11 protein-coding genes and 1 pseudogene are annotated in these 13,523 nt (G+C 35.8%); 6 read left to right on the forward strand and 6 right to left on the reverse strand.

Annotated elements, in window-relative coordinates; translation table 11 throughout:
* Positions 1-7 precede the first annotated feature (7 nt).
* Positions 8-1,168, reverse strand: a complete 1,161-nt coding sequence (locus BT999_RS07595; protein ID WP_072697184.1) for a DUF6630 family protein — start codon at positions 1,166-1,168, stop codon at positions 8-10.
* 324 nt (positions 1,169-1,492) lie between these two features.
* Here BT999_RS07595 and arsB point away from each other — a divergent pair, with 324 nt between their 5' ends.
* The 6 genes and pseudogenes from arsB (at position 1,493) to BT999_RS07625 (ending at position 5,622) form a co-directional block, all read left to right on the forward strand.
* A complete protein-coding gene (gene arsB, locus BT999_RS07600; RefSeq protein ID WP_072697185.1) occupies positions 1,493-2,551 on the forward strand; it encodes an ACR3 family arsenite efflux transporter in 1,059 nt (352 codons plus the stop codon).
* Positions 2,552-2,679: 128 nt separating this feature from the next.
* Positions 2,680-3,051, forward strand: coding sequence for a thioredoxin family protein (locus tag BT999_RS07605; RefSeq protein WP_342741871.1), 372 nt, complete (start codon positions 2,680-2,682; stop codon positions 3,049-3,051).
* Positions 3,052-3,101: 50 nt separating this feature from the next.
* Positions 3,102-3,245, forward strand: a pseudogene (locus BT999_RS12655) (chloramphenicol acetyltransferase); the annotation flags it as partial.
* 277 nt (positions 3,246-3,522) lie between these two features.
* Entirely contained in the window at positions 3,523-4,395 is an 873-nt protein-coding gene (locus tag BT999_RS07610; RefSeq protein ID WP_072697186.1) for a class I SAM-dependent methyltransferase, read from the forward strand.
* 286 nt (positions 4,396-4,681) lie between these two features.
* Positions 4,682-4,912, forward strand: a complete 231-nt coding sequence (locus BT999_RS07620; protein WP_072697188.1) for an ATP-binding protein — start codon at positions 4,682-4,684, stop codon at positions 4,910-4,912.
* Between the two features lie 5 nt (positions 4,913-4,917).
* On the forward strand, positions 4,918-5,622 hold the full coding sequence (locus BT999_RS07625; protein ID WP_072697189.1) for a cytochrome c biogenesis CcdA family protein: 705 nt from the start codon (positions 4,918-4,920) through the stop codon (positions 5,620-5,622).
* 142 nt (positions 5,623-5,764) lie between these two features.
* Here BT999_RS07625 and BT999_RS07630 read toward each other — a convergent pair whose 3' ends face one another.
* From BT999_RS07630 to BT999_RS07650, 5 genes are all read right to left on the reverse strand, one after another.
* Positions 5,765-6,412 carry a TrkA C-terminal domain-containing protein gene (locus BT999_RS07630; protein ID WP_178139333.1) on the reverse strand — a complete coding sequence of 216 codons (648 nt, stop codon included), beginning with the start codon at positions 6,410-6,412 and terminating at the stop codon, positions 5,765-5,767.
* Between the two features lie 228 nt (positions 6,413-6,640).
* Positions 6,641-6,880 (reverse strand): phenylalanine--tRNA ligase subunit beta-related protein, encoded by a 240-nt coding sequence (locus BT999_RS07635; RefSeq protein WP_084650643.1) that lies wholly within the window; start codon positions 6,878-6,880, stop codon positions 6,641-6,643.
* Between the two features lie 145 nt (positions 6,881-7,025).
* Positions 7,026-9,443: a phenylalanine--tRNA ligase subunit beta gene (gene pheT / locus BT999_RS07640; protein WP_072697192.1), complete on the reverse strand. Its 2,418-nt coding sequence runs from the start codon at positions 9,441-9,443 to the stop codon at positions 7,026-7,028.
* Positions 9,444-9,517: 74 nt separating this feature from the next.
* Positions 9,518-10,561, reverse strand: a complete 1,044-nt coding sequence (gene pheS, locus BT999_RS07645; protein WP_072697193.1) for a phenylalanine--tRNA ligase subunit alpha — start codon at positions 10,559-10,561, stop codon at positions 9,518-9,520.
* A 1,104-nt stretch (positions 10,562-11,665) separates the two neighbouring features.
* Positions 11,666-13,402 (reverse strand): aldehyde ferredoxin oxidoreductase family protein, encoded by a 1,737-nt coding sequence (locus tag BT999_RS07650; RefSeq protein ID WP_072697194.1) that lies wholly within the window; start codon positions 13,400-13,402, stop codon positions 11,666-11,668.
* Positions 13,403-13,523: the final 121 nt, after the last annotated feature.

A 13,523-nucleotide genomic window follows, 5' to 3' on the forward strand; every position in this document is an offset into this window, starting at 1 on the left:
CTTTTGATTAACTTTGACTAGGTAGCAGAACTGTAAAACCACAATGTTTTGCTACAGTTGTTACAGCTTCAACATCTTCTATTGGCACAATAAAAACAGCGTAATAATCACCTTCTGTGTCAATATTTAACAGTGCTAACCCGTGTTCTTTTAATTCGTTTTCGAAATTTAACAAGACATCACTCGTCAACTCCTCTTCATCAAAACCTTCTTCTCCTTCGTTTATCTTGTCGTATTTTTCGCTTAAGCCTAAGTTTTTATCTCTTATCATTTCAGATAAATGAGCCGCAATTTCTTCTTTAGGTTCATTATGTTCGAGATAATGCAAAATATCTTTTTTAATCAAAGTATTAAGAAAAATATGCCAATACATGTTGGATTCTGGCTTGTCAAAGCCATATTCTTCTAGGTATTCGTAATTGTTATCAAAAAATTCGTCTGGCGTGTTCGCTGCTTCAAGAATATCAGCAATATTTTTTTCAGGTAGTTGAGCTTGTAAAAGAGATAAAAAATGCCTTATGTCTTCTTCTTTTAATGGGGTTTTAGGAGTTGGGTTTTCTCTGCCTGCAAATTTAATATATACTGGTAGTTTTGGGCGTTTTGTTCCGCCGTTTTCTTCTAATATACTCCAAGTTCCTTCTAATTCAAAATAACGATTTTCTCCTTCGGGAGCGGGCAAAATACCATTTCTGATTAAAAGAGCTTCAAAACTTTTTTCTGCTTTGATTTGTGCAGATTTCATAGTAACAGGATAAGTTGTTTTTTTGTCAGGTGCGTCTACGCGCATATTTATCCCAGGCCAAGAGCGTAGTTCAAATTCGTTATCAATCTGAACAATATAACAAAGTTCTGTTGCCTCATGTATGTGTTGGGCATTACTGAGCATAATATTGCGGGGGATAAATACTTTTCCCAGATCAGCATGTTCATACCACATTTCTTGAGAGCGTATGGCAAAAGTATTAAAAGGTGCTAAGCATGGATTTACAGAAAGAAATACAGCGGGTAAGCTTAAAAGTTTATTAATATTTTCTGTAGTAATAGTTTTTGATTTCCAAGTACATGGGCGTAAAAAGCCAAGGATACGATAAAAAACAATCCAAAAATTTAAATAAAATTTTTCACTACGGCTCGCAAGTTTGCGTTCAGAGTAATAAATATTGCTCATATTTAATATACCTCTCAAAAGTTCAACAAATAAAAAGCTATATATTTTAATATAGAACTAACCACAAATTATTTTTTTGTAAATGACAATAAACATATTAATCACATACACATAAACAACCTGCTAATATATTAATGCATCGCTAGTATGCTTTTATAGTTATACAAGAGCATGATTATTTTCATTATACATCGCTTTTAAGTGAAAAAGCTTGACTTATTTCAAATAGTGTTGAAATATTGGAGCATATTTTAAACACATAGTTTAATATTAATTATTAAACCAAGACAATTAAAACACCAATGAATACAGGGTGATAAGACCATGGTAACGACACCTTTACAGCGACTTTCTTTTTTAGACAGATATTTAACTTTATGGATCTTTTTGGCGATGGGGATTGGGGTTTTACTCGGTTGGAGTATGCCTAACGTAAAAGATATTATTAATTCTTTTCAAGTAGGAACTACCAATATTCCCATAGCCATTGGGCTTATTGTCATGATGTATCCGCCTCTCGCTAAGGTAAAATATGAAGAACTGGGAAAGGTATTCGCTAATAAAAGAATTTTAGCACTATCCCTTATCCAAAACTGGATTATTGGTCCTGTTTTAATGTTTTTGCTTGCGATTATTTTTTTACCCGGACACAACAGCTATATGGTTGGGCTTATTTTAATTGGTCTTGCCAGATGTATCGCTATGGTCATTGTTTGGAATGATTTAGCGGGCGGCGATAGAGAATATTGTGCCGGTTTAGTAGCTTTTAACTCATTATTTCAGGTGATTACATTTACTTTATACGCTTATGTTTTTATTACGGTATTACCCGGTGTTTTTGGGCTTGGTGGTGCTGTTGTTGATATTAAAATGCTTGAAATCGCAAAAAGTGTATTAATTTATCTGGGTATCCCATTTTTTGGCGGTATGCTCTCACGCTTTATTGGTATTAAACTAAAAGGCGTAGAATGGTATGAACGTGAGTTTATTCCTAGAGTTAGCCCTTGGACTCTGCGAGCTCTTTTATTTACTATTTTAGTAATGTTTTCATTTAAAGGTGAATATATTGTTCAGTTGCCTTTTGATGTTTTAAGAGTCGCCTTACCATTATTCATTTATTTTATGATCATGTTTGTAGTTTCATTTTTCTTTTCTAAGCGAGTTGGTGCTAATTACGAACAATCAGTTACTCTCGCTTTTACTGCCGCTTCTAATAACTTTGAATTAGCGATTGCCGTAGCGATTGCCGTATTTGGAATCAACTCTGGCGAGGCGTTTGTAGCGGTTATTGGCCCTTTAGTCGAAGTACCTGTGCTGATTATGTTAGTGCATGTTGCTTTATGGCTTAAGAAAAACTGGGGGCAACACTCAGCCTCTCTTTAAAGATAGCTTTGAGTTTTAATACAAGATGAATGACAGCATTTTATTTTATTAGATTTAACCATTACTTAACAGAATAATTAACAGGGTAATTGCCAAGTAATTAACAGGTAATTCACAGAGGGGTTTTTATGTTTATGCGTTTGCAATGTATGATAATGTCAGTATTTTTTTCTCTTTTTGTTTTTTCCGGTTTAGCTTATGCCGAATCAGAGCTTTTACCTGTTCCAAATACTGTAACCATGATTGATCTTGGGGCTGATGCCTGCATTCCATGTAAAATGATGGCACCTATTTTAGTAAAACTTCGCTCTGAATATGAAGGCAAGGCCGCCATAGTTTTTATTGATGTATGGAAAAATCCAACAGAAGCAAATAAGTTTGGCATTAAGCTCATTCCTACTCAAATTTTTTATGATAAAACGGGTAAAGAAATCACTAGGCATGAAGGTTTTATGTCTGAAGAAGATATTAAAAAACAGCTAGATACGCTACTCAATTAAAATATACTTGGAATGCAGAAGCTATATTAGGACTCCCAACATCTAGAGTAGATGTTGTTATTGGAAATAATGTTTAGATTAAGCAAAATGTTACTATTTTGTCTGGGATTAATATTGGCAATCGTGCAGTGATAGAAGTAAATTTATTAGTAACAAAAGACGTTAAACCGTATGCTATTGGCGGTAATCCTGCTTTATTTTATCGCAGAATGACAAAACTTAAATTATTTGTTTAAAGGATATTGTTTTTTGACAATATATCCAAAATATCTACTAATTTTTTTGTCTTAATTGGGGAAGAGCCTATCTTTTTAATAAAGAAACAATAGAAAAGCTACTAAATAGCATGGCGGAATTGGGACGAAGACAACGTAAAAACGACTGTTCCGGCTTTACTTAACGACAATATTGAGTTATTTTTCGATTATGTAAAAAGCATTAATAATAAAAACATATTAAAAGGATCATATAATGCAAGCTGAACATATACCAAACAAAAACAAAAGCCACTCGACAGTACGTATTCACACGCTATCTGAACGCTATGACGCTATAAAATACTTAGAAATTGGGGTATGTACTGGCGATACTTTTTTAAACGTTGATATGCCATATAAAGTAGCTGTTGACCCCAACTTTCAGTTTGAACATCAACAATATGCAACAGATAATATAAAATTTTTTCCTGTTACTTCTGATGATTTTTTTAATTCTTTAGCGGAAAATTCTTTAGAACTGCCAAGTATTTTTAAAAATAATAATGATGAAAAAATTACCTTTGATATAATTTTTATTGATGGTTTACATACCTTTGAACAATCTTTTCGAGATTTTGAAAATAGTTTGAAATATAGTCATGAGAACACTATTTGGATAATAGATGATACAGTTCCTTGTGATCCTTATAGTGCTATACCAGACATGAGCTTTTCTCTTGAATCCAGAGCTCAAGCTTGCATATCTGGTAAACCGTGGCATGGAGACGTATTTAAAACAGTTTTTGCAATCCATGATAAACACCCGGAATTTTCTTATTGCACTTTAATGGGTGCTAATCCTCAAACTGTTGTCTGGGGTGCAAAAAAAGAAGAAAGGAAACCTGTTTTTTCTTCTTTAGAAGAAATAAATAAGCTTAATTATTTTGATATGCTTAAACATGCAGCGTTATTAATGCCTGTAACTGATGATATGTTACTAGACATGGCAGGATTAACTATAAATCCAATTCAACATGGCACAAGTGATACTTGGAAAAAGCTAATCTATAGCCAAGTAACATATTTAGAAAGAAAGCTAATAAATGCTCTTTTATCAGAAAATAAAAAGTTACGAATGACTTCTTAACCAGATTGATTTTTCTAATATTTTACAACAATATTATTGAGTTACTCTCCATTTATAAAAAACATTGCTCAAGAAAAATATTATAATAAGTTGAAAAATAACCCTAGACAATATTTTCTTGATACAAAAAATATATTTATTTTTCATTGTCATGACTGGCTTTATAGCACTTTTGTTAAGGCTGTTCTCGTCTTGACTCTTAATTTTTTAGATAAATTAAAGATCTTAACTAAAACATCAATTCATCAAAACCAATTGAAATAAATATTAAATATAGGAACACAAGATGTCTAAAGTATGGTATCCTGAAATAAATAATCAACTCTGTACTGAGTGTGGTGCATGTTTAGAAAAGTGTAAACATGGAGTGTATGATCAAACTAAAACACGTCCTGTTGTAATTTATCCAGAAGGTTGCATTACAAATTGTCGAGGTTGTCAAGAACTTTGCCCTTCAAAGGCTATCAGTTATTTTGGAGATATATTTAAAGATCATATTCCCTGCTGTTGTGGATAAATTATATGTTTGACCAATTTTTTATTACTATAAATAGCTGGATGATGGGACATTTAGGTTTCGCTATTATCGGAAGCTTTTTATGGGGTCTTATTAGCGTTTTACTGAGTCCGTGCCATCTCGCCTCAATTCCCTTAATGATAGGATATGTCGCAGGTCAGCATAAACTTGTTGAAGGTAAAGAAGCTGTTGGATATGCCGGGCTTTTCAGTCTTGGGCTTTTTATTTCTATTGGAATAGTGGGTAGCCTTTGTTGGGTTTTGGGACGCATTTTAGGCGATGTATCCCCATATTTTTTTATTCCCGTTGGCGTCTTATTCGTCATTTTAGGGCTAGATTTAATGGGTGTTTCTGCTTGTCGTTTACCCTCGTTTAGTAAAGGTAAATTATTTTTGCGTGGATATATCGGGGCGTTAGTGCTTGGGCTTAGTTATGGCATAATTTCAGGTGCCTGCACTTTTGGCTTTATTGCTCCTATTTTGGCGATTATCAGCGTGCAACAACAAGTCATGCACGGTATTATCTTACTTTTCGTGTTTGCCCTTGGGCATTGTTTACCTATTGCAATCGCCGGTAGCTCCGTCGCCCTTGCCCAGCGTCTTTTGTCATCAAAAAGTATGCAGGTAGCCACAACTTGGGGGCGTAAATTGGCAGGCGTTTTGGTTGTTGGAGTTGGAATATATGTTATACTCACGCCATTTTTTGCTTAATATTTGTTTGTGGCTTACTTATTAAGCAATATTTTTATATTGAGTTAGACTTACTTTATTGAATTAACGCCTCTTTCATTTTAACGAAAAAACATATTTTTTATTAGCTTAAGCTATTGATTTTTTTAGTAAGTATAAAATGTTAAGATTCTTTTTGTCCAAAAAACTGTAAAATAGATTTTTCCTTACCTAAAACAATTACGTTATCGTTGGGAAGCAAATAGGTTTCTCCGTCTATGTTTTCTAATATTTCTCCGTCTCTATCAATAAGTAAAATTTGTATGCCAAAGTCTTTTCTTATCCCAGAATTTTTAAGTGGTATATTAACAATTGAGTCGCTTGGGTTTGATAAATAAACGTTTGCAATAATATTTGAACCTAACATATCCATTACTGTGATTGGGTTTATATGGTGTTTGCGTAGCCGCATGTAAAGTTTATCAATAAACTTGTCAAACATTCTATTGGCATTTTTTAGTTTTATTAAAATAAAGATAACAATGAATACAACAGTAAAAATAGCACTCAGCCCAACAAAGGTGTTCATGTCGGATGCAGACATATCTAAAAATATATTTATGAGCGTTGATACAATAATTAGTGAAAAAGTATAGCCAAAAAGTATTGCAATAAAGGCGAGTTGCCTTCTTTTTTGCGACATAGTTATAGGTTCGCTTTGTGAAGTTGTAAAGCCGCATTGTGTTAATAGCGAGATTACCTGAAAGCGTGCTTTATCCTCGGGGAGTCCGGTTAGCCTGAACAATATCGTAAAAATTTCTATAATGATCATGTAGATGATACTAAAAGTGAGAAGCAAAATAATAGAATTTATCATATGGTATAAATATTTTTTGTTGTTTGTATTATCTGAAAATAGAAGACACGAGAGCTTCAAAGGTTGTATATACTAAAACCTGTTTTTATTTTTGCCAAGTGTTATTTTTATTTACTTCTTAATATGTGATTAAAAAAAGCGTTACTTATTTAAGGTAACGCTTTTAAATTATGTTTTTTGTTTTTAAACGCTTAAACCCAGTGTTTTTTGAATAGCGTTTACAATTGTTTCACGTTCTTTATCTACATCGGTATCTTTTAAAGTTTTTTCAGCGTGTCTAAAAGTTAAACGTATGGTCAAGTTGCGTTCATTTTTACCTTCAGGAGAGAAGACATCTATAAATTCAATATGTTCCAATAGAGGGCGTTTTAAAGCCACAACCGCAGTGTAAAGCTCACTATATTTTAAACCAAGAGGACAAATATATGTATGAAGTGCGTCATGCCGTTAAAGGTTGGCTCAACTTAATTTATCTTTACTATAACGACTAAAACAAAACCAACCACAATAAGCAGGTTTTTCTGCTTAAGCGGTCGGTTCTAATTTAATATATTTGGCGTTAAGAGTCTTAAACGCTTAAACCCAGTGTTTTTTGAATAGCGTTTACAATTGTTTCACGTTCTTTATCTACGTCTGTATCTTTTAAAGTTTTTTCAGCGTGTCTAAAAGTTAAACGTACGGTCAAGTTGCGTTCATTTTTCCCATCAGGAGAGAAGACATCTATAAATTCAATATGTTCCAATAGAGGGCGTTTTAAAGCCACAACCGCACTGTAAAGCTCGCTATATTTTAAACCAAGAGGACAAATAAAGGTAATATCTCTTTTAACTGCCGGATAAGTAGGTAAAGCTTTAAAGAGTATTGTTGTTTTAGCACTTAATTTAGCTAAAACTTCAAGATTTAACTCGGCTACCCAAACGGCTTTACGCGCGTGATATTGGTCGGCTATTTCGGTTTTGATTTGTCCGATGATTCCAACTTGTTGTCCAGATAGGCTCACTTCAACGGCAGGTAATAAAAAGCTGTGTGTAGAGTTAAGTTTATATTCTGCTTGTCCAAGGTTTAAAAAACAGAGCAGGTTTTCAACATAGCCTTTTATGTCGAAATAATCACAGTCCGCTTCGCTGTGTCCAAAGCTTTGACTTGAGCGTGTTCCATAAAGCAGAATTGCCATTTTGCTTTGTTCTTTAACCGTGGTTTCAGAGTCGGAACTGGCTTCAAAACAATGGGCGAGTTCAAATAATCTTACGCTTGTACCCGCTTGAGCGAGGTTTTCTCTTAAAGAATTCATCATGCCCGGCATTAAGTCAGTGCGTAAAACATCGAGTTCGGCATTCAAAGGATTTTTAATTGAAACTCGACCCGCTTGAGCGAGGTTGAACGTATCTAAATCTTTATGCCCAACAAAACTATAATTTATAGCTTCGTTTAAACCAGAGCCGGAAGCCCAAGTTCTAAGACGCATTAAAAAGGCAAAGTCTTTTGCACCCGCATCAATTGAGCTGGTATCTTTATTTAAAAACTGTGGAATACTCGGTAGAGTTGGCGGAATTAAATCTACGCCATAGACTCGGCCGACTTCTTCGATAAGGTCAACTTCACGCTCTAAATCGTGTCTCCAGCTCGGCATAGTTACGTTAAATTCTGCTTCGTTAACTTTATTAAGCTGACAACCTAGTTGTTTTAAAGTGTTTTCACAAAATTCAGTTTTTAATTCAACGCCTAAAAGGTCGACAGCTTTTTGTACTCTAAAGCGTGAAACCGCAGGCACAAAAGCTTTGCTTTCATAACCTTGTTCTTGTTTAAGGACTTTTCCGCCAGCGTATTGACACATTAAGGCAGCGGCACGGTTTAGGGCAAAACGTGAATTTACTTGGTCAATGCCACGTTCAAAACGATAAGATGACTCACTATGTAAGGCGAGTCTGCGGGCTGTTTTACGAATGATTGAAGGATTAAATACAGCACATTCCAATAAAATATTTGTGCTTGAATCGCCCACTTCAGAGTTTTGACCGCCCATTACTCCGGCGAGAGCCACAGCTCTTTCGCTGTCTCGAATGGTGAGATCCGTTGATTTGAGCGTATATGTTTGTCCATCAAGGGCGGTGAATTTTTCGCCTTCTTGAGCGAGGGCAACGTTAATAGTGTTTCCGCTTATTTTACTTAAATCAAAAGCGTGTAGCGGTTGACCTAATTCCATTAAAATATAGTTAGTTATATCAACAATATTAGAAATAGGGCGAACGCCGACAGCCTGCAAACGTTGAGCAATCAAATCTACGCTGGGTGCAACTTTTACTCCGCTTAAAATACGGGCGAGATAACTAGGGCAAAGTTTTGGGTCTTGAATGTTGATGGCAACTTTTTCATCGCTCAGATACTCTTCAAAATTCGGCATCTTTGGCATAGTTAACGGTAAGTTATAGGCGAGTGCAACTTCTCTGGCGAGTCCTAAAATAGATAAACAATCAGCACGGTTAGGCGTAATCGAAATATCTAAAATTTCATCATTCAAATTTAAAAAATCAACAAGTTTAGAACCGATTTTTGAGTCTGCCGGTAAAACATAAATACCGCTATGATCATTTGATAAACCTAGTTCTCTTTTGGAACAAATCATACCACAAGATTCTTGACCACGCAGTTTAGTTTTTTTGATTACAAAACCGCCGGCTCCGTTAATTTCCGGCATTTTTACGCCAATAGTCGCCACAGGAACTTTTTGTCCTTTAGCGACGTTTGGAGCACCGCAAACTATATTTAGTAGCTCAGATCCTACATTGACTTTACAAACAGAAAGTTTATCCGCATCAGGGTGGCGTTCGCACTCAACAACTTCACCAATAATAATATCGGAAATCTCTCCATACGGGCGTTGTATATCTTCAAGTTCAAGACCGAGCATAGTGAGCTTAGCCCCTAAAGCTTCTGCACTGCCTTCGTAAGGTACAAATTCACGTAACCAATTAAGACTTAATAACATTTTTATAGACTCCTGACGAGTTTAGTATTGATTTTTATACTGTAATTTATTTAATTATAATAAGGCGGTTTTATTTAAACACTCGCAAACTGGCTTAAAAAACGCATGTCATTTTGGAAGAACATACGCAAATCAGTTATGCCGTATTTTAACATGGCGATACGTTCCACGCCCATGCCAAAGGCAAAGCCAGTATAGGTATCATCAGGGTAGCCGGCGTTAGTAAATAAAGTTGGGTCTATCATGCCCGCACCGAGTATTTCTACCCAACCGGTGGTTTTACAAACTCTACAAGGCTCGTTGTTTTTAAAGCCTTTTCCGCCACATAAAGCACAAGAAATATCTACTTCAATACTTGGCTCAGTAAATGGGAAGAAGCTAGGACGAAAGCGTACTTTGCGTTCTTTTCCAAACAGAGAGTGAATAAGATAAGTGAGCGTTCCTCTAAGGTCGGCTAAACTTACTTTGGTATCAATATACATGCCTTCGATTTGGTGAAACATAGGAGTATGAGTTAAATCAGAATCACGACGATAAACTTTTCCGGGTGAAATAATCGCTAAAGGTGGTTTATTTGCGAGCATAGTACGCATCTGAACAGGGGTTGTGTGAGTGCGTAACAAAACATTATCAGTAATATAAAGAGTATCTTGCATATCCCTTGAAGGGTGGTCATGCGGAAAGTTAACGTATTCAAAATTATATTTGTCTAACTCAACTTGTGGCCCTTGAGCTACTTTATAGCCAAGAGTCGCAAAAATATCAGAAACTTGTTTCATAACTAAGCTGATAGGGTGGAGCGAGCCTTGTTCTAAACGTCTACCCGGAAGGGTCGGGTCAAAACTTGCTAAAGCGTTGCTTTGAGCTAGGGCTAAAATAGCTTGTTTTTTTTCATCAAAAGCAGCGTTTAAGGCTTCTTTAACCTGATTTGCCGTTTTACCTACTAAAGGTCTTTCGCTTGGGTCTAGGCTAGCTAAAGATTCCATTATTTTTGCCAAGCGTCCTTTACGACCTAAAAAATCAATTCTTAATTCTTCTAGGTCGGCTTCGGAGTTAGCGTTTTCCAATCCTGTTTTAAGTTCGGGAATGAGTCCTTCGAGGGCAGCAATTAAGTTCATGTTTCACCTTTATAAACGTCAAAGAGTTTTATGTTTTTTATTATCTTTAAATTATATGTGTAATTTTTTAAATCATGCAAACTTCTTGAATATTATACAGCATTGTTAAAGACTGCAAGTGTCTTGTTGCTTAATTATTATACTTTTTTATTTTATTTTATTTAATATTGATGCTCTTATGAAATTTAATAATTATTTTGGTAGTTTTCAATTATTTATATTGATTGAATTTAATTCATTATATTGTAGTTAAATATGAAGCTATTATAAAATTTATTTTTATTATTTTATTTAGACCTTATGCTCTTACGGAATAGGGATTATTTCGGTCGTCTCCAATACTTATAATAAAATTCATTTTTATTATAAAATTATATCGAAATTACACACTTTCGCTAAGTTAACCTTGCTTAGGTAGGCTCCAATACCTATAATAAAATTAATTTTTATTATTCAATTTTATTTAAAACCTAATGCTCTCACGGAATAGAGATTATTTCGGTCGTCTCCTATACATATAATAATTATGTATTGTAATCTATTTACAACTTTATACTTTCAGTAATTTCACCTTCTTTCGGTCGGCTCCAATACTTATAATAAAATACATTTTTATTATAACATTTTTATTTAAAAACTATACTCTCGCTAAATTTATTTTGCTGGTCGTCTCCGACGGGCACGGGGAAAATGTTTTCCCCTTTGCATTCCCGCCATAAGGGGCTAGTCGCCCCTTAACCCCACGCACGCACCATGCCTGAGTTTTCCGCCTTTGGCGCAAAAAAGTCTATACGCCCCGTAGTTCCTTGGGTCGCCTTAATAACGCTCACGAAATTTTACAAGCTTGAATATTTAGAATTTTTATGTGCTTAGTAAAATTATCATGTTCAATCGTCTTTGGGGTATTTTAACAATGCTCACGAAATTTTATAAGCTTGAAGCTTGCGAACCTTAATAAAAATGCGTTTTATTTATAGGTATTGGAGTTGCTCCAAAAAAATTTAAACTATAAACTATAAACATAAAATATATAAAAACCCCCAAGATTAATAAGATTTATCTCTTAACCTTGGGGCGAATAATTAATTAAAAATTAAACACTAATTAGAATTTATAAACAGCGTCTAAATCAGCATCGCTTACATCGAACTTAACTCCGTGAGGTGCTAACGCTTCACGGCTAAAGTACATAGGCAAGCGGTCTTGTTGAGGCCCAAACCCTGCTTTTTCGTTAAAGTCTTTTTCAGCTCTCAATATCTTTTTACCTAGTTCATTAACATCATCAGCGGTTAAAGACAAGCCTGTCATGGCGTTAAGAGAGTCTACCATAGCTTGGAAGGTTTCCGGTTGGTCTAAGATTGCAAAAGCAATAAAGAGACACCAGCCTGTTGAATCAAGGGCTGCCGTAGCTATTTGTAGGTTACGAGAAAGTTCAACTTGTCCTGCTGGTTTTAAAGGATCAACTGTTCCACCAACGCCTAAGATGTTAGCAGTAACAGCATAACCGGCAGTATGGTCAGCACCCATTGTAGTTGTTGCATAAGTTACGCCTTGTCCTTTAACAGCACGAGGGTCATAAGCCGGCATAGCCTGGCCTTTAACAACAGGAGCACGTTCAAGCCCGAAACATTTAGCAGTAACAGCAGTGCCTGCACCAAGAATACGACCTAGGTGCGTTCCCTTACCTGTTTCATGGATAAGATTTAAAGCACCTTTGGCATCACCGAACTGAATAACGCCTGCGTCCATAGCCACGGCAATAGTCGCACCCATTTCAATGGTGTCTAAGCCGTAGTTATCGTCCCAGTAATCCATTTCAGCAATAGCATCAAGGTCAGAAATGCCACAGTTAGCACCATGTGCCCAAACTGTTTCATATTCTGGTTGTTTGCTGATATATTTTCCGTCTTTATCAACATAAATACCTGAACATTTGATAATACAACCACGATGGCAACCGTGAGTAGGGTTTCCGCCACGTTTGGTTATTGTGGCGGCCATTGTTTCGCCGGATATTTTATCAGCATCAGCAAAACGTCCGGTGCTAAAGTTCTTTGTTGGTAACCCGCCGGCTTCATTTAAAATATTTACTAAAACGTTTGTTCCGTAAGCGGGAAGTCCTTGTCCGGTTACGCCGTGTTTCAGTAGGCCTTCGGCAAAACGTTTGTTGGCATCTTTGAATTTAGTAGCGTCTTTAGGTTCACGCATTTTAGTATCTTCATATTCAATAATGATACATTTAATACCTTTAGAGCCCATAACCGCACCAACACCACCACGACCGGCATGGCGAGAAGGGCGACATTCAGGGTCGGTAACAGCAATAGTAGAGTTACACATAAGCATTTCGCCGGCAGTACCAATACTGAACACGGAAACTTTAGTGCCAAATTCATCACGAATGCGATAGTTTAAGTCATAGTTTGTAAGACCACGCCAGTCATTACATTTTTCTATGCGTACTTCTTTAGAATTGATAACGATACGGTATAAATCGCTATTTTTGCGAGCACCTTCTAAAATAACTGCCGCATAACCTAAGCGAGAAAGTGCTTGAGCTCCGCTACCGCCGGAGTTTGCTTCTTTTATTGTTCCTGTTAAAGGGCTTTTACAGCCGATAGAAACACGCCCTGAGGTAGGGGCCGCAGAACCGCTCATAATTCCGGGGGCGATAACCAATTTGTTTTCCGGCCCGAGGGGGTGGCATAAAGGTGGAACTTCTTTACAGACTACTAAAGAAGTCATGGCTCTTCCGCCTAAACCGGCATATTCGCCAAGTCCTTCGGTTTTTGCTTTAGGGCCGCCATCAGCACCAACGTTAATGCGTAGTACTTTGTCCATAACTTTTCACTCCTCATGGTTAATGATAAAAGAACATATGGCTTACTACTCTTCTTTTTACTTAGAATTAAAATGATTAATTATTTAAAAAGCTCACTTTAGACTAATAAACCATAAAGAC

It is taken from the genome of Desulfovibrio litoralis DSM 11393 (genome assembly GCF_900143255.1).
Classification (GTDB): Bacteria; Desulfobacterota; Desulfovibrionia; order Desulfovibrionales; family Desulfovibrionaceae; genus Frigididesulfovibrio_A; species Frigididesulfovibrio_A litoralis.

Coding starts and splice junctions, on each gene's coding strand:
- BT999_RS07595 (WP_072697184.1), bottom strand. CDS start 1,168: ATGAGCAATATTTATTACTCTGAACGCAAACTTGCGAGCCGTAGTGAA.
- arsB (WP_072697185.1), top strand. CDS start 1,493: ATGGTAACGACACCTTTACAGCGACTTTCTTTTTTAGACAGATATTTA.
- BT999_RS07605 (WP_342741871.1), top strand. CDS start 2,680: ATGTTTATGCGTTTGCAATGTATGATAATGTCAGTATTTTTTTCTCTT.
- BT999_RS07610 (WP_072697186.1), top strand. CDS start 3,523: ATGCAAGCTGAACATATACCAAACAAAAACAAAAGCCACTCGACAGTA.
- BT999_RS07620 (WP_072697188.1), top strand. CDS start 4,682: ATGTCTAAAGTATGGTATCCTGAAATAAATAATCAACTCTGTACTGAG.
- BT999_RS07625 (WP_072697189.1), top strand. CDS start 4,918: ATGTTTGACCAATTTTTTATTACTATAAATAGCTGGATGATGGGACAT.
- BT999_RS07630 (WP_178139333.1), bottom strand. CDS start 6,412: ATGATCATTATAGAAATTTTTACGATATTGTTCAGGCTAACCGGACTC.
- pheT (WP_072697192.1), bottom strand. CDS start 9,443: ATGTTATTAAGTCTTAATTGGTTACGTGAATTTGTACCTTACGAAGGC.
- pheS (WP_072697193.1), bottom strand. CDS start 10,561: ATGAACTTAATTGCTGCCCTCGAAGGACTCATTCCCGAACTTAAAACA.
- BT999_RS07650 (WP_072697194.1), bottom strand. CDS start 13,402: ATGGACAAAGTACTACGCATTAACGTTGGTGCTGATGGCGGCCCTAAA.